Source organism: Candidatus Kapaibacterium sp., assembly GCA_025059875.1.
Lineage (GTDB): Bacteria > Bacteroidota > Ignavibacteria > Kapaibacteriales > HRBIN21 > HRBIN21.
Genome location: JANXCT010000002.1, coordinates 456,325 through 477,572, shown reverse-complemented (window position 1 = coordinate 477,572; position 21,248 = coordinate 456,325). Strand labels below are relative to the sequence as shown.

At 58.1% G+C, this 21,248-nt stretch carries 16 protein-coding genes and 1 tRNA gene; 10 read left to right on the top strand and 7 right to left on the bottom strand.

Features of this window, described 5'->3' with window-relative positions:
• Positions 1-62 precede the first annotated feature (62 nt).
• From NZ960_04685 to rpe, 3 genes are read left to right on the top strand one after another with little or no spacing between them, the layout of a single operon-like run.
• Positions 63-3,539: an exodeoxyribonuclease V subunit gamma gene (locus tag NZ960_04685; GenBank protein MCS7176902.1), complete on the top strand. Its 3,477-nt coding sequence runs from the start codon at positions 63-65 to the stop codon at positions 3,537-3,539.
• Positions 3,536-6,022 (top strand): AAA family ATPase, encoded by a 2,487-nt coding sequence (locus tag NZ960_04680; GenBank protein MCS7176901.1) that lies wholly within the window; start codon positions 3,536-3,538, stop codon positions 6,020-6,022. Before NZ960_04685 ends, NZ960_04680 begins: the two co-directional genes overlap by 4 nt.
• Positions 6,022-6,714: a ribulose-phosphate 3-epimerase gene (gene rpe / locus NZ960_04675; protein ID MCS7176900.1), complete on the top strand. Its 693-nt coding sequence runs from the start codon at positions 6,022-6,024 to the stop codon at positions 6,712-6,714. Before NZ960_04680 ends, rpe begins: the two co-directional genes overlap by 1 nt.
• On the opposite strand, the gene NZ960_04670 is transcribed toward rpe, so the two are convergent.
• From NZ960_04670 to NZ960_04660, 3 genes are read right to left on the bottom strand one after another with little or no spacing between them, the layout of a single operon-like run.
• Positions 6,674-7,324 (bottom strand): hypothetical protein, encoded by a 651-nt coding sequence (locus NZ960_04670; GenBank protein MCS7176899.1) that lies wholly within the window; start codon positions 7,322-7,324, stop codon positions 6,674-6,676. The two genes, rpe and NZ960_04670, sit on opposite strands and share 41 nt — an antisense overlap.
• Entirely contained in the window at positions 7,300-8,058 is a 759-nt protein-coding gene (locus NZ960_04665) for a hypothetical protein (protein ID MCS7176898.1), read from the bottom strand. Before NZ960_04665 ends, NZ960_04670 begins: the two co-directional genes overlap by 25 nt.
• Positions 8,030-8,635 carry an RNA methyltransferase gene (locus NZ960_04660; GenBank protein MCS7176897.1) on the bottom strand — a complete coding sequence of 202 codons (606 nt, stop codon included), beginning with the start codon at positions 8,633-8,635 and terminating at the stop codon, positions 8,030-8,032. Before NZ960_04660 ends, NZ960_04665 begins: the two co-directional genes overlap by 29 nt.
• A 47-nt stretch (positions 8,636-8,682) precedes the next feature.
• Between NZ960_04660 and NZ960_04655 the strand changes: the two genes are divergently transcribed.
• Complete coding sequence (locus tag NZ960_04655) at positions 8,683-9,654, top strand: metallophosphoesterase (GenBank protein ID MCS7176896.1); 972 nt, start codon at positions 8,683-8,685, stop codon at positions 9,652-9,654.
• Positions 9,651-12,650 carry an IgGFc-binding protein gene (locus NZ960_04650; protein MCS7176895.1) on the top strand — a complete coding sequence of 1,000 codons (3,000 nt, stop codon included), beginning with the start codon at positions 9,651-9,653 and terminating at the stop codon, positions 12,648-12,650. The genes NZ960_04655 and NZ960_04650 overlap by 4 nt, the downstream gene beginning before the upstream one ends.
• On the opposite strand, the gene NZ960_04645 is transcribed toward NZ960_04650, so the two are convergent.
• Positions 12,637-14,757: a TonB-dependent receptor gene (locus NZ960_04645; protein ID MCS7176894.1), complete on the bottom strand. Its 2,121-nt coding sequence runs from the start codon at positions 14,755-14,757 to the stop codon at positions 12,637-12,639. The two genes, NZ960_04650 and NZ960_04645, sit on opposite strands and share 14 nt — an antisense overlap.
• Positions 14,758-14,854: 97 nt before the next feature.
• Here NZ960_04645 and NZ960_04640 point away from each other — a divergent pair, with 97 nt between their 5' ends.
• The 5 genes from NZ960_04640 (at position 14,855) to paaJ (ending at position 18,101) form a co-directional block, all read left to right on the top strand.
• Positions 14,855-15,352 carry a transcriptional repressor gene (locus NZ960_04640; protein MCS7176893.1) on the top strand — a complete coding sequence of 166 codons (498 nt, stop codon included), beginning with the start codon at positions 14,855-14,857 and terminating at the stop codon, positions 15,350-15,352.
• Between the two features lie 69 nt (positions 15,353-15,421).
• A complete protein-coding gene (gene paaA, locus NZ960_04635; protein MCS7176892.1) occupies positions 15,422-16,402 on the top strand; it encodes a 1,2-phenylacetyl-CoA epoxidase subunit A in 981 nt (326 codons plus the stop codon).
• Positions 16,403-16,423: 21 nt separating this feature from the next.
• On the top strand, positions 16,424-16,843 hold the full coding sequence (locus NZ960_04630; GenBank protein MCS7176891.1) for a 1,2-phenylacetyl-CoA epoxidase subunit B: 420 nt from the start codon (positions 16,424-16,426) through the stop codon (positions 16,841-16,843).
• Positions 16,840-17,616, top strand: a complete 777-nt coding sequence (gene paaC / locus NZ960_04625) for a phenylacetate-CoA oxygenase subunit PaaC (GenBank protein MCS7176890.1) — start codon at positions 16,840-16,842, stop codon at positions 17,614-17,616. Before NZ960_04630 ends, paaC begins: the two co-directional genes overlap by 4 nt.
• The gene (gene paaJ / locus NZ960_04620; protein ID MCS7176889.1) at positions 17,610-18,101 is read left to right on the top strand and encodes a phenylacetate-CoA oxygenase subunit PaaJ; all 492 of its coding nucleotides are present in this window, start codon (positions 17,610-17,612) and stop codon (positions 18,099-18,101) included. Before paaC ends, paaJ begins: the two co-directional genes overlap by 7 nt.
• Positions 18,102-19,115: 1,014 nt before the next feature.
• On the opposite strand, the gene NZ960_04615 is transcribed toward paaJ, so the two are convergent.
• The 3 genes from NZ960_04615 to NZ960_04605 form a co-directional block, all read right to left on the bottom strand.
• Positions 19,116-19,189 (bottom strand) — tRNA-Ile (locus tag NZ960_04615).
• A gap of 7 nt (positions 19,190-19,196) precedes the next feature.
• Positions 19,197-19,955 (bottom strand): hypothetical protein, encoded by a 759-nt coding sequence (locus tag NZ960_04610; protein ID MCS7176888.1) that lies wholly within the window; start codon positions 19,953-19,955, stop codon positions 19,197-19,199.
• Between the two features lie 76 nt (positions 19,956-20,031).
• Positions 20,032-21,228, bottom strand: coding sequence for a PAS domain-containing sensor histidine kinase (locus NZ960_04605; GenBank protein MCS7176887.1), 1,197 nt, complete (start codon positions 21,226-21,228; stop codon positions 20,032-20,034).
• Positions 21,229-21,248 lie beyond the last annotated feature (20 nt).

The following is a 21,248-nucleotide window of genomic DNA, read 5'->3' as shown; positions in this document are numbered from 1 at the left end:
TCCTGTGCTGAGAAAGTCCGAATTTCGTTGTGCCAATATACTCAACCAGCCTGACCCTCAACGTGGCATACTTCCTCTTCAACACGGCCGCGTGGCAGCAATGGAAACGGCTACAGCACGAGCCCTGGATTCTTGGGGAGGAGCTTAGGGTTGAGACCTTGCTGGACGAGGCTGCCAGGACGGATACGCCAGAGCGTTTCCTCTGCATTGTCCCAACAGAGCGGCGTGTCCGGTGGTTGAAGCGGCAGTACTTTCGCCGAGTGTTTGAGCTTCATGGAAAATCCACCCCAGAGCCGGCGGTGCTAACGCTGGCAGGCTTTCTCTGGACATGCCTCGGCAAGCTCTTCCCGCCAGGGCGCTACACAGTGCTGTCGGATGCTCACCGCTTGGCGTTGGTTGAGGACGCATCGGTGCAGGCTGCTCTCTCCTTCTATCGGAGGTATGAGGACGACAGACCGCTGCCATCTGCTCTGCTGGAGCAACTGGCTGCAGTGTTGGACGGTATCCGACGTGATGGAGTGAAGGCTGCAGCCCTTTGGGTACGCCTCAAGGAGGCTCGCGAGCAAAACGATCCCAACGTTGACACCGCCCGCCTCCACGATATCGCTGCGATTGCCCAAGCGTATGAGGAGCTGTTAGGAGACGATCTCGTAGACGAGCCGCGCGGTTGGGAACTTCTGGCGGAGCAGGTAACCTGTCGGGGCAGCAACGCTCTGAAGGAACTCTTCCCAGCGGCGGAGATGCTGCTGGTGGAAGGATTCTCCGCCTTCCGCATGCCGGAGCTAAGCTTCTTGCAGCTCCTGGCAACGCAGACGCTGCCGGTAGTTGTCAGCATCGACTACTCGCCCGACAATGGGCCCCTTTTCGGCAACTTCCAAGAACTCATCGAGCGACTGCAGCAGGCAGGGTACACGGCCTACGCTACCGATCCCCCAGTACTCATGACGGAACAGACACCGGCAGAGGAGCGAATCTTCCTGCCGCTGGGGGCATATCTGCGTCGATGGCTCTTCAATACGGAGCGCGAGATTCGCCATCCTGGCTTCTCCAAGGTCATCACGATACTGGAGTGTCGAGACCGTGAGGAGGAGGTTCGTACGATTGCTCGGCTCGTTAAAGAGTTGCTCTGCCGCCAAAGGTACCGCCCGCAGGAGATTGCGGTTGTAATGCGTCAGCCGCAGCGGTATTCCGCACTCTTTCGGGAAATCTTCACCCAGTACGGCATACCGGTGAACGTTACAGATCGCTTCTGGCTCTCTCAGTCTCCGGTTGTCGTTGCCGTTATGAGCTTGCTGGAGCTTCCCATCAACGGTTTTCGCCGTGTGGACTTAGAGCGCCTCGTCCATAGCCCGCACATTACCCTCTCTGGACCTGGAGGCGAGCCGATTGATGGAAGGAACCTCGTTGCTGTGGCAGCTCGGCTACGAATCGTCGGTGGGCATCAATTCGGCGGCGCTTTCGGGTGGCTGCGGCAGATGCGGAGTGCTGCGGAGTTCCTCAGGCGGCACCTGGCGCTGCTGGAAGAGGACCCCTACGCTGATCCCTTGGAGCGAGAACAACTGCAGCGCGAGTTAGCAGCCTGCGAGCAGGCACTGTACGACTTTGAGGCTCTCCAGCGCCGCCTCTCCTGGGCAAACCGCCGCCTGACCCCGATGGAGTTCCTGCGCCTCATTACGGAGGAGATTCTCGTCGGCATGGGGATTTACGGGTCAATCACGGCTGCTCACGAGCAGCTCCGTAACCAGCAGTGGCAGAGCACTGCAGAGTGGCTAACAGTGCTGGAGCGAGTGGAACAAGAGGCGCGAGCCGTTGCGCGACTGACGGAAGTAACGGAAGAGCTGGTAGCTCTCTACCAGCGTCGTTGGGGAATGGAGCCACGCCCACTGGCGGAGTACGTCCAGCGTTTCGCGACAGCTCTACGGGGAGAGCGGTATCAGGTGAGAGAGAAACCGGGAGCGGGGGTGACGATCACCTCAATTGAGCAGACCCGCGGTATTCCTTTCCGGGCACTCATCCTCTGCGGCGCCGTAGATGGCGAGTTCCCACTGCCCTACCAGACAGAGGTCTTTTTGGGCTATGAACTTCCTGGCGCAGAAGAGCGTCACCGCCGTGCTGAGCGAATGCTCTTCTACCAGTTCCTGACTAACCACCCCGAGGCTTTGGAGCAAGGGGAGCAACGCCTCTTCATTACCTACCCTACGACGGAGGAGACAGAGCAATTGGTGCGCTCCCCGTTCGTGGAGGAGCTGTTGAAGGTGACCTCGCTGGAGCAAGACGGCTGTGTGGTGAGTGTCCCTGCATTGCTACAGGTCTTCCATGAAGGCTGGGAGGGGCAACCACCCCCGGCTTTCCAAATGCTCGAGCGTGCCCCTTGGATAGTAGTCCAAGGCAACGTTGCAGAGCTGGCTTTCTTGGCATGGGAGCGCGGCCAGGAGATATCGGAGCTTGCAGGGAAAGAGCTCCTACTTCCTTCTAGGCTCCATCCGTGGGAGCCCTCAGCAGTGCCATATCCACTCCAGTTGTTACCGGAGCTTCAGCGGCGTTTCTTGGAGCGAGTTGGGGTATACTTTTCTGCGACCGAGTTGGAGCTCTACCGCCGCTGCCCATACCGTTACTTCGCTGCCCATGTCTTGAGGCTACCCGGCGAGCGCCGCCCTCCATTAGAGCTCTCCCCGATAGAGCGAGGCCTCCTCCTTCACCGCATCGTCTACCGCTTCTTCCGCGAACTCCAGGAGGAGTACGGGCAGCTCATCGCTACAGCCCGACGCTCAGGGCTGCCACCGCTGCGCACGGCACCGCTTGTGGAGGAACTAGATGCTGCTTATGAACGGCTCCGTCGGATTGCTCAGGAGGAGCTCCAGCGCTTCCAGTTTGAGCATCCCTGGTTCACACTGGAGGTTGAACGACTGCTTGGCTACGGGGAGCAGCAGGGAATACTATGGTACTGGCTCCAGTCGGAGTCGAGGCGGCAGCAGCAGCGTCCTGGGTTCCTCCCGGTAGCCTTTGAGTTCGGTTTCGGGATGCGCCCCACCCTTGCGGAGCCGATCCAGTTCAGTAGCGAGGCATGGTTGCAGGGACGTGTTGACCGTATTGAGCTGTGGCAGGAGGGAGCAGATGTGCGGTTGGGAATTGCTGACTACAAGAGTGGCCTACTGCGGCAGCTCACAGCAGCCGATGTCTCCAGGGGGATACACCTCCAGCTCCCGTTGTATCTCTGGGCTGTTCAGCGAATCCTACGGCGCGACTACGGTCTTGACACAAGGCCGGTATTTGCCGCCCTCTATGCCCTTCGGCCTATGCGGGAGCGGCAGGAGGCTGCGGAATACGAGCGTTTGCTCGTCAGCACCTGGGGAAGACGCCAATTCCCATCGGTGGAGGAGGTCTTGGAGCAAAGCCTCGGCTATGCCCAAGAGGCGGTAGAAGGGATTCGCTCGGCTCTCTTCCCCGTGCGCCCGTATCGTCACACGTTCTGTCGCACTTGTCCGTATACAGCCCTGTGTCGTATCCGTCAGCTCCAAGTCCTCGAAGAAGAGCCATGAAGCGATTTGGCGCTAAGCTCCCGGAACCGTTGCCGCCGGAGAAGCTGCGCTGGCGATGCAGCGAAGAGGAGCTTCCTTTTGAGACAACGGATGAGCTGGAGCCATTGCAAGAGATTGTAGGTCAATCCCGAGCACTGGAGGCATTAAGGTTGGGGGTCAGCCTCTGGGCTCCGGGCTACAACATCTACGTCTCCGGGCTCTCGGGAACGGGGCGCCTGGCAACAGTGCAGAAGATTCTCCAAGAGGCGTTGACTGTCTGCCCGCCCCTCTACGACTACTGCTACGTGCACAACTTTCGGGATCGGAGTCAGCCACGCCTTTTGCGCCTTCCCAAAGGGCAGGGAACGGCATTCCGGAATGCCTTGGAGCGGGCAATTGCTCTTTTGCGCCAAAGGATTCCTCAGTTGTTTGAGCAAGAGGAGTTCCGCTCCCGCCGCCATAGCTTAGCGCAAGACTTCGAGCAGCGTCATCGCCAACTCCTACAGCAGTTTGAGGAACGGCTTAGACAGCAGGGATTTGCGTTAGGACAGGTGGAGACACAAGCTGGAGTAGAGCCCGAGATCTTCCCTGTCGTTGCTGGAACACCGATTACGATTGGCGAGCTGGATGACTACGTACGCGGACGAAAGTTGACGCCGGAAGAAGCGCAGGAGATTCGGCGCCGCTACGACGAAGCGCGCTTTGGCCTCCAAGAGCTGACTCGCGCGGCGGCACGTCTCTGGCAGGAATACCAACAGGCGGTGCGAGAGCACGATCGTTCAGCTGTCATGGTGCTTGTTCGCGGAATCTTTGGGGAGCTACGCGAGAATTTCCCGTACGAGCGTGTGGAGGAGTTTCTTGCAGAGGTAGAACAGGACTTGCTGGATCACCTCCACTTGTTCGTTGCAGAACCTCAGGAGACTCCGCTCCAGGCCGAACAGCGCTTGGCATTGCTGAACGAGCGCTTACGGTACTACAGCGTCAACGTCGTTGTTGACAATAGCCAGACAGAATGTGCTCCGGTCATCGTAGAGACATCGCCCACCTATGCCAACCTCTTCGGTACAATTGACCGTGCGGTGGATGGTCGCGGGTTATGGTCGGCTGACTACACTTCCATCCGGGCTGGCTCCGTGTTGCGGGCTGACCAGGGCTACCTCATCCTCAACGCTCTGGATGTCCTGATCCAGCCTGGAGTGTGGGCAGCGCTGAAGAACGTTATCCTCTACGGCAAGTTGGACATCCAGGCTTGGGATCCTCTCTTCGCGCTATTGCCTACAGGCATCAAACCAGAGCCTGTCCACGTGAGGCTGAAGGTGGTCCTCATCGGACCAGAGGAGGTGTACACGCTGCTACACTTGCTGGATGAGGACTTCCCCAAGATGTTCAAGGTGCATGCCCAGTTTGACTCCGAAGCTCCGCGTTCTCCAGAGCTCTTGCTGGCTTACGCTCGTTTCATCCGTAAGCTGAGCCAGCAGGAGGGGATTCTGCCGGCACATCGTAGCGCCGTGGCGGCGATAGCAGAATGGGCTGCCGAATGGGCAGAGACTCAACGGAAGCTGACACTCCTCTTCAGCGATCTGGCCGATGTCGTACGGGAGGCTCACCATGTAGCGCAGCAGCAAGGTGCGGCGCGCATAGAGCGGGTTCACGTGGAGGAAGCACTCTCCGCACGTCGGCGCCGCTCCGACCTCGTGGATGAAAAGATCCGCGAGCTCATCCTCCAGGGCAGCTTGCTGATTGATACAACGGGAGAGCGAATTGGGCAGGTGAATGGCCTGACGGTCTACTCCACCGGCACCTACAACTTCGGCAAGCCTGTTCGGATTACGGCTTCTGTTGGTAGCGGAAGTAGCGGTATCATCAGCATTGAACGGGAGGCGGAGCTCAGCGGACGCATCCACAGCAAAGGGGTGCTCATCCTCGCGGGGTTGTTACGCGAGCGCTTTGCCCACCGCCATCCTCTGACGTTGACGGCTTCGCTGACGTTTGAACAGTCATACAGTAGTGTGGACGGTGACAGCGCTTCGGCGGCAGAACTCTATGCACTGCTCTCTGCATTGGCCCAAGTTCCGGTGCGCCAGGAGATAGCTGTTACAGGCTCGCTGAGCCAGAAGGGGGACATCCAGCCTGTGGGAGGCATCAATGAGAAGATCCGTGGCTTCTTTGAAATCTGCCAAGCGCGAGGCCTGACGGGAACCCAAGGTGTCATCATCCCCCGGCAGAACGTCGAAGACTTGATGCTGCCCGACATCATCATTGATGCTGTGCGGGAAGGCCGGTTCCACATTTGGCCGATCCGCCACTTCGAGGAAGGGATCCCGCTATTGATGGGAATGCCTGCGGGTGTTCTCCGTCCCGATGGTACATATCCCCGCAACACACTCTTCGGCAAAGTCCAGAAGCGGCTAGAGGAGCTCTGGAGGCTATCTCAGAGCGATCGGCAGCCATCCTCGAACCGCTTGCGCCGCGCCCATAGGAACCGGGTAACGCTGAAGCGGTAATGCAAGGACGCACCGTCCGGATTGCACCGTCACTGCTGGCTGCAGATTTTGCGTGCTTGAGAGAGGAGATAGCTGCCTGTGAGCGGGCTGGCGTAGACTTGCTCCATGTGGACGTCATGGATGGTCACTTCGTTCCCAACCTTACGCTTGGTCCCTCAATCGTCGCAGCTCTGCGCCCCCACACACGACTCCCAATAGACTGTCACCTCATGCTTGCGGAGCCAGAGCGATATGTCCCCGCTTTCGCTGAAGCTGGAGCTGACTGGATTTCTGTCCATGTTGAAGCCTGTTGGCATCTCCACCGGGTGCTCACTCTTATTCGTAGCTTCGGCAAGCGGGCAGGGGTGGTCCTCAACCCTACGACTCCTCTGGCGTACGCCTATGAAGCTGCGCCATACTGCGATTTCTTCGTGCTCATGTCGGTCAACCCTGGCTTTGGTGGGCAGGAGTTCATCCCTGGTGTGCTGCGGCGCATCTCAGAACTACGAGACTTTCTGCTGTGGCAGGGAGTGGAGAGGGATATCGAAGTCGATGGTGGTATCCATGCCGGAAATGTTGGAGATGTCGTCCGTGCTGGTGCCACTGTCATCGTCAGTGGCTCTGCTCTCTTTCGCGGTGACCTGGTGCAGAATGTGCAGACCTTCCGACGCCTCATCGCCGAGGCAGTGGATCTTGGCCCAGTAGATAGCTGATCCCAAAGGACCACGCTGATCCAAACCGCAGCGTGGAAGCGTGAAAACCCCAGCTGTCTGTGAGATATGCCAGACGTATGGAGAACGGCACTAGCAGTCTGCAGTCGGCAGCAAGACGTGACTGTGGAGAGAAGTGTAAGGTAAGTCCACCGCCTAAGCTGAGGCTGGGGAACCAAGGGTTCTGGAAGTGATGGAGGACATACGGTCCAAACTCGTAGGCAACGCCTACTTCTGAAAGGAGATTGATGCTGAGCCATTTACCGAGCGGGAGATTCAGGGCAGGCTCATTGATGATTCCAATCCCGCCACAGCTCTCTCCTCCAATGGTGCCACCGTATGCCACTGCCATGCTGCGCAAGGACACAATCCGACGCTTGCTGCCTATGCCGTAAGCAGCCCCAGCGCAGATTCCAGTGAACCGAGATCTATCAGAATTCAGGCTCTCACCCCCAGAGAGGTTTGCTCCGATAGCCCATCCGTCGCGGTCAAGGTCAGGATGCAGGAGGAGTGGACGCTCGAGCTGGTAGAAGGCAGGAAGGTAGACGGGACCACAACCGACAAGGCTAAGAACGGCCGCAGCGCTGATTATTCTGGCATAGTGCTGTCCCATGGCTTAACCTCACTGATATGCGGTACGAGCTGGTGGTAGTAGAGCAGCAGCAAGGTTTCACGCAGCGCGTTGGCTACAGTCTCATTCCAGCGCCAGTAGACAGTTCCTCGGCAGTACGGGGAAAGTTCCGCAACGGGCTCCGATTCCGGCAGTTGTGGGTGAGTAAGCTCGTTGATTGCAGCGAGCAGCTCTTCGGAAGCCACTTCAGCGCGGCAGCTCCAGAAGGCTATGGGCAGAGCATAGCCGAAGGCAGAGAGCCATTCTTCCCCGATGTCTAGGCGGCCCAAGCTCGGGAGGTCTTCTTGCCAACTGAGAACAGCATCAACGCTATGGAGGGTTTCGGAGACACCAGAGGCCGGCATGTCGAGGAGCTGCAGCTCTATATCGTAGGCCTCTGCGAAGAGTAGGCGCAATGCCTGTGCCAAGAAGTGCTGAGTGGAAGGGGTAGCACAGCGCGTTATGGTCCTGAGTCCTGGGCGGAAGTACAACCACACCCGCTGTGTGTAGCCCTCTAAGGCGAGGGCTGGACCTGGCAGAATGCAGTAGTCAACGATGCCGTTGGCCCTGCCATAGTCCAGCGGGGAGAGGAGTGCGGCCTCTACGCGGCCCGCCATCAGTAGCTCTGCACATGCTTCCGGGCTGACCCGTAGGAGTCGGATGTCGGCTCGGTCTGTGGACACCGCCACGAGAGGATCGTAGAGCGGGTCAGCGGGAGCAGCCAGTCGGAAGCGCATCGTTGGTGGACGCTGTTGTGGCTTCAGGAGACTCAGACCACTGTCCCTGTCGGTAGCAGCGGAGGGCTTCGTAGAGCACGATCCCTGCCGCAACAGCGACGTTCAATGAGTGCTTGACTCCGTACATCGGGATGGCAAGAGCGGCATCGCAGACCTGAAGGACTTCCGGCTGAATTCCCACGATTTCGTTGCCGAAGACGAAGGCAGCCGGGAAGTCTGCTGTGGTGAGTCCGTCGTAGGGGAAAGCCGTATCGGTCAGCTCAACCGCGAAGATACGAATGCCAGCGGAGCGCAGGCTCTGGATGGCTTCTTTGCAAGAGCGTACGTAGCGCCATGGTACGCTCTCCGTGGCCCCGAGAGCAGTCTTCTCTATCTCGGGTCGGGGAGGGGCCGGGGTATACCCGCAGAGGATAACCTCCTGGGCCCGGATGGCGTCGGCAGTCCGGAAGATGGAGCCAACGTTGTAGAGACTGCGGATGTTGTCGAGCACAATCGTAATTGGGTGGCGTACTGCCTGCCGTGATTGCTCGATGGTAAGCCTCTGCTGGCAGAGCTCCTCATAGCTGAGCTTGCGCATGGCATGAAAGGACGTAATTTTCTGCAGGTACGCGCCGCTATAGACGCATGGTGTGGCTTCTCGCGTTTGCTGTTGCCGTTGCCAGCCACTGGTCGAAGCTCTGGCTCGTTCAGGCTGAGGTAGCTCCGGGGAGCGCTACTGTCTACGGGAAGCCACCTTACCGAGTCGAGAGCACGATTGCAGCTCCAGAAGCAGCGGATTCCACACTGCGCTGGATTGTCATCGGTGACTGGGGAACCGGGAGCGTCACGCAGCGCCGAGTTGCTCGCGCGATGGCTGCGATAGCCCGTCGGGCTCCCATCCACTTCATCCTCAGCACAGGCGACAACATCTACCCTTCGGGCGTCCTCGCTGCTGATGATCCCCAGTGGAGCACGAAGTATGAGCGCATCTATTCTGACAGCTCTCTGCAGGTGCCCTGGTACGCAGTGTTGGGCAACCATGACTACCGAGGGCGACCCGAAGCCCAGATAGCATACAGCCGGCGCAGTTCCCGATGGCGCATGCCGGAACGATACTACAGCGTAACGCAAACACTGCCCGATGGTACGCCAGTCCTCTTTGTAGCCCTGGATACACAGGAGCTCTTAACGAATCCGAGAGCGGGCCGCCGCCAGTTGGGGTGGTTGGAGCAAACGCTGCGCTCCTTTCCTGGACGCTGGAAGTTCGTCTGGGGGCATCATCAACTGCGCTCTGCTGGTGCCTACGGGGAGAACGAGGCTTTGCTGAAGCTCCTCAAGCCACTCTTCGACCGCTATGGGGTAGTGGCCTACTTCTGCGGCCACGAGCACGACCTACAGCTGCTGAAACATCCCGATGACAGCTTCCTCTGTGTTGTCTCCGGTGCTGGAGGGGGAGTGCGGTCGACAGCCTACGGTCCCCACTCCCTATTTGCGCTAGCACGGCCAGGATTCGTGTATGTGGCGCTGAGCGGCTCCGCATGTCGGCTGTGGTTCATCACAGAGGATGCTACTCCCCAGTTCGTTCTAGACGTCGAACCTCCTTCGGGCTCCCTATGACGTGGTACCTGAAAGGGCTAGTCCTGCTCGTTGCAGGATGCTGGTTGGCAGCCGAGCTTAGGGCACAGTATCCAGACAGCCGTGGACGCGAGTTCTGGTTGACCTTCCTGCCTAACTACCACAACAACCGCAGAGATCCAGATCCACGGGAACGCTTGGGAGACTCCCTCTACATCTTCATCGTTGCTGAAGGGCCCTGTCGTGGCTTCATTGAGTGGTGGGATACTGCTGGGCAGCGTGTCCAAGAGCGCTTTGCGATCGTAGATCCCCGATTCCCGTACGTCTTCGCCCGTTCCTGGTGGGGGCTAGAGCTCATGGGATACAACGACAGCGGTGTCCTGCTAACGAGCGGAGAGAACGAGGGGGGCCAAGGCGAACGCCCAGTGTACAAGGCTTTCCACGTTGTAGTAGAGGAAGGGAGCGAAGTTACCGTCTATGCCTTCCAACAGGCGCTCTACAGCAGCGATGCCTTCCTGGTGCTGCCTATCGATGTCCTTGGGCGAGAGTACTTGGTGATGAGCTATCCGAGCGATGGCCGTTCCTCTGTTGGCGGAATTAGCCCCGAGAGTACACCATCGCAGTTTGCTGTGGTCGCTGTGGAGGATCAGACTGAGGTCACGATCCTTCCCAGCGCTCCTACCTATCGGAATGGACTCCAGGAGCAGCGGGTAGTACTCAACCGCGGACAGGTGTACTTGGTGCAGGCACGGATTACTCCAAGCCAGCTTCGGCCGGACTTAACGGGTACAGAGATTCGGGCTACAAAGCCTATCGCTGTGTTTGCCGGACATCAGCGGGCCCTAGTCCCCGTTGGACAGCCAGGACTGACTTCACGTGATATCCTCGTGGAGCAGCTGCCACCGATTAGCACATGGGGATACTCCGTGCTCCTCACCCACTTCCCACCACCGTCGCAAGGAATTGCCCCCCAAGGAACTCACCGCTTTCGTGTTTTAGCTGCGCAAGCGGGGACCCAAGTCTTCGTGAACGGGCAGCGGGTCGCCGTCTTGGATCGCGGGCAAGTATACGAGGGTGAGCTGGCTCAACCATTGGAGGTGCGCGCAACCGGGCCCATCTTGGTTGCTGCCTTCCATAAGACCTCCAATGCTGGGCAGGTCAACAACATCAGCGACCCCTTCATGATGCTCATCCCGCCCGTGCAGCAATTCATGTCGCGGTACCGCTTCATCAATGCCCAGAAGTATAGCTACGATGTCGCGGGCAACTACATGCCTGTCTACCAGGAACAGTACGCTACGGCTGTTCTCCCGCGAGGAGCCGAGCTTTGGTTGGATGGGCAACGCGTCTCTCCAGCCCTTCTGCAGCCCGTAGGAACCTCTGGCTACATGTATGCCTGGCTGCGGACCACGGATGGGGTTCACAACATTGAGGCACGTTTTGCAGATGGGACACCAGCCCCGCTGGGACTTTACGTCTACGGCTATGGACCGGCAGACTCATACGGCTACGTTGGTGGGGCCAGTTTTCGCCCCTTGGATGTGACGCCACCGAGCCTCGTGGCGCAGTATCGGTGTTTCAGCCTCAGCGGGGTAGTTTACGATACAGCTGACGCAGATAGTCGCCTGCAGACAGTGGAGGTCCTCTCGACAGACAACGTGCTCGTGACTGTGGAGCCTTTTCCGAAGCCGGCTGATTCAGTACGCTTCCAGGCCGTGCTGCGGGATGTCTTCTCGGATGGCTTCTTCCAACTCTATGCCCGAGATTCAGCGGGTTACGAGCAGCGATGGGATTTCGCACTGTCAGGCTTCACTCTTCGGGCAGAGCCGGGCACTGTACAGGTAGATGCTTTCGCTGATGGGCAGAGACACTGTGGAGAGTTGATGGTGCACAACGTAGGCCGCTTGCCGAAGTACCTTCGGGAGCTTCGGTTCGTTGGGGCGCTGCCTCCGGGGACCGAGGTCTCTTTGAGCCCTGCTGATTCACTCCTTGGCCCTGGAGAGGCTATGCGAGTGGAGCTCTGCTTCCGAGCAGAGAGGGCAGGTGCCTACGAAGCACGACTACTCCTTGCCGATAGTTGCTTCGTTGACGACAGCGCAGCGATCGTTCGGATCCTAATTGGCACCGACGAGACTCCGCCAGCGGTGTCCCGACGCCGAGATTCGTGCGGCTGGGAAGATCGAGTCATCGTCGCTGACACGGGTGGTTTGGCCTCCGGCATCGTGGAGCTGAATGTTCTCCAGCAGGTGAACTGCACCGTCTCGATCGTAGAACGTGAGCAGTATCGGGTAGGTCTGCAGGTGAGAGTCTTGGACCCCTACGAAGATGCTTGGTATGAGCTCCTGATTCGCGATGCGGCGGGCAACGAGTGCCGTGTTGCTGATACGTTGCCGGGGTTTACGGTGCAAGTCGTTAAGCCGATAGAGCAGGAGTTAGCAGTATCGCCCTGCTCTTACGGCGAGCTCCGGTGTGATACAGTCTGGCTCCGGAACACAGGGCGCTTCACTGTACGCCTGGACTATGCCTTGCTGCAGCGGGGGACAGCGTTTTCGATACCGCCTGGACAGCTACCGCTCGTGCTGGCCCCAGGAGAGTCCTGGGGACTCTTGGTCTGTTTTGCACCGTTGGAGCCTGTGGTAGGCCCCTATGTGGACACGCTGCGATTCGAGGCGCTCTGCCGGTACAGGCAGATTGCGTTGCGGAGTGAATTGCTACCGCAGTCGTATATCGGGCGTGACCAGTGTGGAGTAGTGCTACAGGGCAGGAGCGACACGACCCAACTCTTCGTAGAGCCACCGTCCCCGCAGCCAGCAACTACAGAGGTTCGGTTCCGCTTCAGTACTCGACAGCCAACAGAGATTCAGCTCGTACTGTACGATGCCTATGGGCAAGAACTCCGGGAGCTTTCCTCTGGGATGGTACCGGCAGGGAATCACACCGTGGTGTTCTCTGTCGAGCCCTATCCGGCGGGACTATACTGGCTGCGGCTCCAGAGTCCAACTGCAATTGTGCTGCGCCCGCTGCTCATTGTTCGGTAGCGTCCCAACGGACTTCACAGCCAACAAACCATTGACGCCCTACCAAGTGGGGAAGGAAGCGGGGATTAGAGGTGTTGAGGATGTTGCGAACTCCAGCACTCCAGCTCACCGTAGCAGGGGTCGTTCTCCAGGACTGCGACAACCAGGCACTGATATTCCAGTAACCGGGCACATACTCGTCTGGGCGGTCCAAAACGCGCCGCGGCGGGTTGAGCACGGCGACTCCGTTCCGGTCCAAGGCCTCGTCCCCAAAGCGGCTCCGATGGTGGAAGTGAAGCGTGAGCCACGTCATCGTTGGTGCATACTGGAGCTGTATGCGTCCAGCAAGGGTGTGGCGAGAGCGTCCCCAGAGTCCGCCGTATTGATTTCGGCGTAGTGGAGTGAAGTGTCCTGTGGTAGGGTCTTGTGTACCGGCCCGTCCGGCAGCAATAGCATCCAGCACGTCTACATCGACGGCGTCGAGCCATTGGTAGGCCACATGGGCAGAAAGCCGCCACTCTGAGGTCGGCAAGACAGTCGCGGAGGCTGTAACTTCAAAACCCCGTGTGGCGATCCGAGCAATGTTGCGGTACGAGTAGACGTCGATCCCTCCAGTGCGCCCGACGTAGAAGGGTTCGATGAGATTCCGCACCCAGTTGGCGAAGCCGCGTACTTCTAAAGCTCCTTCGCCCTGGATTGAGAGCAGGAACCAGATGGGAATCATCAGGCTGGCATCGGCTGCAATAGAGCGCTCTGCTTGGAGCTCAAGGCCGAGCAGGCGTGCCCCTAGGAGAGCATACCCGGCCCCTTGCAGTTGGTTAGTGAATTGAACGAAGAGCTGTCGAGGATCAGGGGCCCGGAACCCTGTGCCTACGGAAAAGCGGAGCTGGGGGGCGTTCGATCCCCAGGGTCGCAGTAAGAAGGCTGCCTTCGGATTCCACTGAGTTCCGTATGCAGAGGTCCGGTCCCACCGGAGGCTTAGTGCATAGCCAAGCCACTCATAGGGTTCGCCCTCCCACTGTGTGAAGGCTGCAAGAGTACGCATAATAGGCCTGCCAGGGTAGCGGGTTCCAGAGATCTCCTCCACTAGCCACTCCCCACCGAAGGTGAAGCGGTATCGTACGTTCCACAGCAGGTCGTACTGAACCCAGAGGCGACCCAAGCGCTGTAGCAAGTCGTCTGAACTTCCAGTAAGGGGTTGGGAAACATCCCAGGTGTACTGCTCCTCGTACTGATTACCGAAGAGGCCGAACTGTAGCCGTGCGCGGCGTCGAGTCCAGGAGCCAGTCCCCGCCGCACTCCACTCCCGCTGTCGGAATCGGCCTCGGTTGACGGCCACTCGTCCTGCAAAGCTCTCCGCGAATGCGCCTCGTGTTTGACTCTGGAACCAGCGAGCATCGGACTGGAATTCCCATGCAGAGCTTGGGTGCCAATACGTTGTCCCTTGGAGAGCTACCTCGGTGGCTCCGGCATAGGGAATCCCTACACTATCCGCTGTCAGCTCGAATGGCTGTGCGTGGCGGAAATACCCAAACAGATGGGCTGCGATACGTGAGCTACCATACCCCAGCCCCGCTTGAAGTTCGGATCCGCCACGGGTAGTGTAACGAGCTGCAGCCTGCCCTTCCCAGCCTTGCTGAGGTCTCGGTGTAATCAAGTTGATGACGCCCCCCAGGGCCGTGCTGCCGTAGAGGCTAGACATCGGCCCTTTGACGATCTCGATTCGCTCAACGCTCCCTACGGGGATGCGCCGAAGGTCCACCACACCGGCTACGCGACCGGTAAGTGGCTGCCCATTCAGCAGGATGAGCGTGTAGGCCGGTTCCAGTCCCATGAGCTGAACCCCGCTCCGGATTCGGTACTGTCGAAGCAGCCCAGCCGACTCCTCCAAGAGCTCAGCTATGGAGGACAATCCTGCCAGAGTCTGAGGGAGGGGTTGGAGGACTTCGACTCGAACAGGGGCGCGTTCAGCGATGGTGGGAAGCCGAGATCCAGTCACGACAACCTCCGGGGCTCGGTAGATTCTCGCAGAATCGGCTCCAGGGGGTTCCTGTGATAGAGGTTGCCCGTCGCTTGCTCTTGGCAGGATGCATAGCACTAGCCCGGCGATTCGTGCTACACGGTTCATGGCGTCTGCTAAACTAGCGCCTTGGCATGAGAGGGGGATGGACAAAGGCTAGACAGAGCTGTGGTGGGGCTTGTGTATATTTGCCGCTCGGTCTGAGATGCCCTGGTTTCCGATGAAGCCTGCAGAAGCTTTGAAGGCAAACTCAATAGACGTAGAGGAGCTGAAGCGTCGTTTCGCTGCATTTCTCCAGGAGCAGCGGTATAGGAATACCGAGGAGCGGATGCGGATTCTGGAGCGGATTGCCGAGATGCCGGACCACTTCACCGCTGATGAGCTCTACGTCTACATGCATACGCGGGGCGACAAGGTGTCGCGGGCGACAATTTACTCCACATTGGAGCTGTTAACGCGCTGCGATTTGCTGGTCCGGCATCGCTTTGACCGTAACGGGATGAAGTATGAATTGGCGGCGCGGATGCCGAACCATGACCATCTCTTCTGCCTAGACTGTGGTCGAATGGTGGAGTTCTGCATCCCGCAACTCCAGGAGCTAGTGCGGCGAGTGGCACAGCAGTATGAGTTGAACGCCGTGCGCCACTCGCTGCAGATCTTCGCCCATTGTCCACAACTGGCAGAGTGTCCGTACCGAACGTGATGGACAATCCACCGCTGGTGCATTCGTCCCAAAGCTCGAATTGTCCGACACAGCAAGGGAGAGCAGCCGATGTACGGCAACCTCAGCATCATTGAGCCTTTGAAGACGGAGGAGCGAGAGGATCCGGAGCGCCTGGCAGAGTTTGAGGAGCGGATTGCTCGCGGAGAGAAGATTGAGCCAGGGGACTGGATGCCACGAGAGTACCGTCGGCAAGTCCTTCGGATGGTTGAACAGCATGCCCATTCCGAAATTATCGGGGCCCTACCCGAAGGGACGTGGATCACTCGGGCCCCTGGCTTCAAACGGAAGCTGGCGCTCATGGCAAAGGTACAGGATGAGGTGGGTCACGCACAGCTCCTCTACAGCGCTGCAGAGACGCTCGGGAAGCCACGTGAGCAGATGATCAATGACCTGCTCAGCGGGAAGGCCAAGTATTCCAACGTCTTCAACTATCCAGCTCTGACATGGGCTGACACAGCTATCATTGCTTGGCTCATTGACGCTGCAGCAATCATCAATCAGACGCTGAATAGCAAGGGCTCCTATGGCCCATACGCCCGAGCTCTGGAGCGGATCTGCAAGGAAGAGTCCTTCCATCTGAAGTACGGATACGACAACGTCGTTACGCTCGCCAGCGGTACCAAGCGGCAGCGGCAAATGCTCCAAGAGGCCCTGAACCGGTGGTGGAAGCCGATCATGCACTTCTTCGGTCCGCCTGACTCTATGTCCGTGCACAGCGAAAAGCTACTGCGCTGGAAAGTCAAGATGGCGAGCAACGACGAGATGCGCCAGATGTTCCTAGATGCCTACGTTCCTAAGATCTGGGAGCTGGGATTGACCATCCCTGATCCCAAGCTGCGCAAAAACCCCGAAACAGGCAAATGGGAGTACTCCGATCCCGATTGGGATGAGTTCTGGCGCGTCATCAATGGGAATGGGCCATGCAATCGGGAGCGGTTGGCTGTTCGCCGTATGGCTGATGAGCTTGGAGCGTGGGTACGTCGCGCCCTCTTGAAACCGAATGGGCGGTATGTGGCACCTCTCTTCTGAGTCTGTAGGCCCTTTCTTGGGATGTCTGCCCCGCATACCGTGACGATTCAGTCCCTCGATCCTCGGATCAATCGCCTCCGCATTCCAGCAGAGCTTCCAGAGTTCACTCCGAAACCGGAGCTAGACGAGTGGGAGCCGTACGAGGTCTTCTGGAAAGAAAAGCCAGGGGACCAGCCAGTACACGTTGGCACTGTCCATGCTCCAAACCCAGAGATGGCTTTGGTACTGGCAAAAGAGGGCTACTGTCGCCGAGGCGAGACCTACACTATCTGGGTTGTCCGTACGGCTGATATCTACACCTTTGGTCCCGATGATGCGGACATCTTCGCGACAGTGCCCGAGAAAACCTACCGAGAGCCTGATGCCTACAAGGTTGTCCAGAAAATCCTACGTCTGAAGCGGCAGCAGCAGCGCGAGCGTTCGTCTGAAGAGGAAGGATGACCGTCCTACCCGTAGAACTGCGGCCAGCGCTGAAGGATCTGCTGTACCGAATGGCGGATGATGCGCTTATCCTCGGTCACCGCCATTCGGAATGGACTGGCTTGGGGCCAATTCTGGAGGAAGACATCGCTTTCTCCTCTATCGCCCAGGATAAGATTGGCCATGCGTATGCGCTCTACCAACTACTGCACGAATTAGGTGAGCCCGATCCTGACCGAATTGCTTTCTTCCGGGATGCTCCGGAGTTTCGCTGCTGCCACCTGGTAGAGTACCCAAACGGCGGCTATGATTTCAGCCTTATGCGCCATCTCCTCTTCGATGTTGCTGAGCAATGGCGATATCATCTTCTGGAGGGTTCTCGCTACGAGCCTCTGGCACGTCTTGCCCGGAAGGTACGTGGGGAGATCAAGTACCATGTCCTCCACGCTACCCAGTGGGTCGTCCAGTTGGGAGCTCGGGGGACGGAGGAGAGCCACCATCGGATGCAGCAAGCCCTGGAGCGGGTCTTCCCGCTGGCACTAGGAATCTTTGAGGTAACACCGTACGACGAGCTCCTTGCTGCAGAAGGGATCTTTCTGGGAGAGCGAGTGCTGCAAGAGAGATGGCTAGAGACGATCTCCTCCATCATAGAGCAGGCGACGCTTCAATTACCGGACCTCCAGACAGTTGTGCCTGCGTACGGTGGACGGCGAGGTATCCATACGGAATACCTCCAGCCTCTCCTGGATGAGATGGGGGAGGTAATCCGTAGTGAGCCCGACGCAGAATGGTGACGTATGAGGACATCTGGCAAGCGCTAAGTACGGTTTACGATCCCGAGATCCCCAACCTTGCTATCACGGACATGGGGATGGTGGCGGATGTGCATCTGGACCCTGACTCTGAGAGGGTGGTGGTCAAACTTACCCCTACCTTTGTTGGGTGTCCAGCGATTCCTCTAATTCGCGCCGAAGTAGAGCAACGTCTCCGTCAGTTACCCTTGCGTGACGTCGTTGTGGAGATTACGTATGATCCACCGTGGACGACCAATCGGCTCTCTCCAAAGGCCCGAGAGATTTTGCGCCAGTTCGGCATCGCACCGCCGCCAGTATACGAAGGGCTAGAGTTCCCGTTGGAGCTGCTTCAAGAACCTGTAGAGTGCCCATATTGCGGGAGCGTGGACACGGTCCTACAGACACCTTTCGGTCCAACACTATGTCGTGCGATTCACTACTGCAACACTTGTCATCAGGCTTTTGAACAGTTCAAGCCGGTGTAGCGGCAAGCTTCACACGATTTGCGTGGCTACCGAAGAGAGTAGAGGTAGCAAGCCATAAATGCTGGCCAACTGCACGACAAGGGGGAGTGCGTGTTGCTACCACAAGTGCTTGTCTAGTTGGGTGTTCTAATGCCGTCGCTCAGACTGCTGGTCTTATCGCTAACCGGCTACAGCTAAGCAGTGAGTGGCTGCTTGGTTCTGTACTCCTGCAGGGATACCAAGTCAGCTATTGGTAATCCAAAGGTGCTGGGTCAGTGTCATAGGACCGGGTCTCTGGAGCACCTAAACGAATGACAGCAGCTCTGCGGCCAACGGTGGATGTGGTTAGGATAGGAGTCGCCAACTGAGGCAACAGCCGATTCCCAGTTCGCGCGGCAGACAGTCTCCAACACGCTGGCAGGGGATCCATGATTGGGATTGAATTTGGAGGCAATTCCAGCACGGATCTGCAAGCACAGCTTCGTGTGTAGTTCGAGGCATCGTTATCATCGAGCTTGCTTCTAAGGGGGAACTCTTCTGTGCAACGCCGATCGGTGGCTTTGCTCCTGCAGGAGTAGAATCACCTACTCTGCAGGAATTGTTAGCAGCTTTGAGCTTTCCCCAAACTCAACTTTACCAGGATGCGATTGCGGGAGCTGTCTCAACAAGGTTTGCCATGGCTACGGAGGGATTCGGCGTGGGTTACCAGAGATGGACAGCGAAGCAACGCAAGGCTGCCAATCACCCCGCCTGCCAGAGGGGTTTGTCCTGTGCTACGAGCGTGAATCTACCAACTGCGGGAGTAGTTCTGCTGGAAGTCCGAGGATTGCGAAGCTAGAGGCACGGGTTTTGATGTAGGACTCGAAATTGCCCAGCGTGTGTAGAAGCGAGAGTACACCCCTCCTATGGCATCGATAGTGGCCCTTAGTTAATGAGGAGCAGGATCAGCATGTCCGATCGCTTAGAGTGGATACCTAGAGCGGTTGCACTTGCAGCGATGCTCTGCTGAGCTCGACAGGAAAAGAAAGGCTACTGTGGGCCCGGCAGGACTCGAACCTGCAACCAACGGATTATGAGTCCGCTGCTCTCACCGGTTGAGCTACGGGCCCCCTTGCTTCAGTTGAAAAGGCCCACAAAGATAGCAAACTGGGCCGAAGGACCGGAGGCACGAAAGGTCTTTGGGATACCCTCCACAACAGCAAGCCGGTTTTGTTTCCACTCCCCAACAGAGGAGAGCTGGTATCCAGCCCCAAGACGCACGAGGAGAAATGGTAGTGGAGTGTACTCTATGTAGAGCTGCGGATGGAAGAAGAGGTAGGAAGCACTAACCCGCTGTAGCATCGTTCCTCCTACATCCTTTGGGGTGAGATTCTCCCACTCAGTTCTGGAAGGTGCCTGTACCAGTTCAAGGGATATCATCCCCCAGCCCCCAGCCAAGGTCGGTAGAAGGGTCAACGAGCGTAGTGGGACGAACGCGTATGCGGTAGAGATGCCAGTAGCGCTAAAACGTAACTCTGCCTGCCTCTGGGTGTCTAGGCCGAAGCTTTTCTGAAGCTCTTTGCTTCCACCGACACCGAAGAACCCAAGGCGTAGGTTAGGGACGATTCCGACAGTCACGACTCCCTCGATGCCAGAAAGAAATAGCGGCGAAGAGAAACCTGGCAGACCCCAGGCTGCCACCTTTTGGTTGGGCGCGTCAAGTGGGGGGAAGAGGAACATCCCTACAAAGCCACCTCCTAATCCGAAGTATGGGGTGGAAGGTTCAGTAGTAGGCACAGGGGTCTCCAGCCGATCTAAGTCCAGGTCATCTTGCTGGGCCCATAGGGACAGCAAGCTACAAAGCAGCAGACAAGCTACAATCCAGTGTAGGCGCATTTGATCTTTCTCTGTTGAGGGAACTAGCGAGCTTGTAGCAGTACCAGCACACAAAAATACGGTCCCTCTATCCTTGCTAGCGTGCAGGGGGAGCTTGGGGAAAACGCAGGGTGACGGTCGTCCCATGCTCGGGTACACTATGGAGCTCGATTGTCCCGCCATGGAGCTCCACGAAGCGCTTGACAATTGCCAATCCCAAGCCAACCCCACGCTCACCTCGTGTCCCTTGCCGTTGTGCGGCTGCGTAGGGTACAAAGAGAGAAGGGAGGTGCTCTGGAGGAATGCCAATCCCGGTATCCCTGATCTGTACAACGATGGGGAGGGAGGATCCTTCGTACTCAACCCATGCTTCTATCTCCACAGCACCGTGTTCTGGTGTGAACTTGACAGCGTTGGAGAGAAGATTGGTGAAAACTCGCCGGAGCTTATGAGGGTCTCCTTCCATTGGAATGCCCATCTCCGGGAGCTTGGGTACCAGCCGTATCTGTTTGCTATAAGCCAGGAGGGTGACGCTGTCAAGAGCGTGGATGAGCACTTCGCAGAGGTCCAATGCTGACCGCTGGAGTGTAGAGTGCCCCTCTTCGGAGCGTGCAAACTCTAGGAGTTCGTTGACTAGCTCCAACTGATCGCTGAGGAGTCTCTGAAGCTTGGTGGCATGTTCTATGACAGCTTCCGGCGAGTGTGCTTCTGCCAGGATCAGCCCTGCCAAACTCTGTGCGGTTGCCAAGGGCGCACGCAGGTCATGGGAGATGACGGCTAGCAGCCGATCCTTAGCAGCGTTGAGGTGCTGAAGCTCTTGGACCGGTTCGGTGAGTCGTTGGCGGTGTTCATGGAGCGGGCGGATGTCCTGGTACAGTGCTAAGACACCGAGGTAGCGTCCGGAGAGGCGGATAGGAACAGCCCGTAGCCAGACAGGGATTCGAAGCCTGTTGCGGCACTGGCGAACTGTCTCCGTATTAATAGGTTCGCCGGCGAGAGCGGACTCCGTAAAGTGAAGCCCCTCTGAGCGAAGCTCTTCAGGGACGATGAGAGGACCGATTGGCTGCCCAATAGCTTCGTCGGCGGAGTAGCCGAAGAGCTCTGTGAAGGCGGGATTGACCGCTAGGACGATGTCGTGTTCATCAACGACGGCTGCTGCTAAAGGGAGATGCTCGAAGAGTGTACGGAGGACGAGTGGCTGGCGACGCTGCCAGGAGACAAGCGATGGTGGTGTGCTTCGCGATCTACCTATGAAGGCTGCAGCGAGCCGCCCTATCAGCAGCGGCACTGACATAGGATGGCCTTATGGCTGGG

Coding starts and splice junctions, on each gene's coding strand:
- NZ960_04610 (MCS7176888.1), bottom strand. CDS start 19,955: ATGCGCCTACACTGGATTGTAGCTTGTCTGCTGCTTTGTAGCTTGCTG.
- paaA (MCS7176892.1), top strand. CDS start 15,422: ATGTACGGCAACCTCAGCATCATTGAGCCTTTGAAGACGGAGGAGCGA.
- NZ960_04650 (MCS7176895.1), top strand. CDS start 9,651: ATGACGTGGTACCTGAAAGGGCTAGTCCTGCTCGTTGCAGGATGCTGG.
- NZ960_04660 (MCS7176897.1), bottom strand. CDS start 8,635: ATGCGCAAGCTCAGCTATGAGGAGCTCTGCCAGCAGAGGCTTACCATC.
- NZ960_04665 (MCS7176898.1), bottom strand. CDS start 8,058: ATGCGCTTCCGACTGGCTGCTCCCGCTGACCCGCTCTACGATCCTCTC.
- NZ960_04640 (MCS7176893.1), top strand. CDS start 14,855: ATGCCCTGGTTTCCGATGAAGCCTGCAGAAGCTTTGAAGGCAAACTCA.
- NZ960_04605 (MCS7176887.1), bottom strand. CDS start 21,228: ATGTCAGTGCCGCTGCTGATAGGGCGGCTCGCTGCAGCCTTCATAGGT.
- NZ960_04670 (MCS7176899.1), bottom strand. CDS start 7,324: ATGGGACAGCACTATGCCAGAATAATCAGCGCTGCGGCCGTTCTTAGC.
- paaC (MCS7176890.1), top strand. CDS start 16,840: ATGACCGTCCTACCCGTAGAACTGCGGCCAGCGCTGAAGGATCTGCTG.
- NZ960_04680 (MCS7176901.1), top strand. CDS start 3,536: ATGAAGCGATTTGGCGCTAAGCTCCCGGAACCGTTGCCGCCGGAGAAG.
- NZ960_04655 (MCS7176896.1), top strand. CDS start 8,683: ATGGTGTGGCTTCTCGCGTTTGCTGTTGCCGTTGCCAGCCACTGGTCG.
- NZ960_04645 (MCS7176894.1), bottom strand. CDS start 14,757: ATGAACCGTGTAGCACGAATCGCCGGGCTAGTGCTATGCATCCTGCCA.
- paaJ (MCS7176889.1), top strand. CDS start 17,610: ATGGTGACGTATGAGGACATCTGGCAAGCGCTAAGTACGGTTTACGAT.
- NZ960_04630 (MCS7176891.1), top strand. CDS start 16,424: ATGTCTGCCCCGCATACCGTGACGATTCAGTCCCTCGATCCTCGGATC.
- rpe (MCS7176900.1), top strand. CDS start 6,022: ATGCAAGGACGCACCGTCCGGATTGCACCGTCACTGCTGGCTGCAGAT.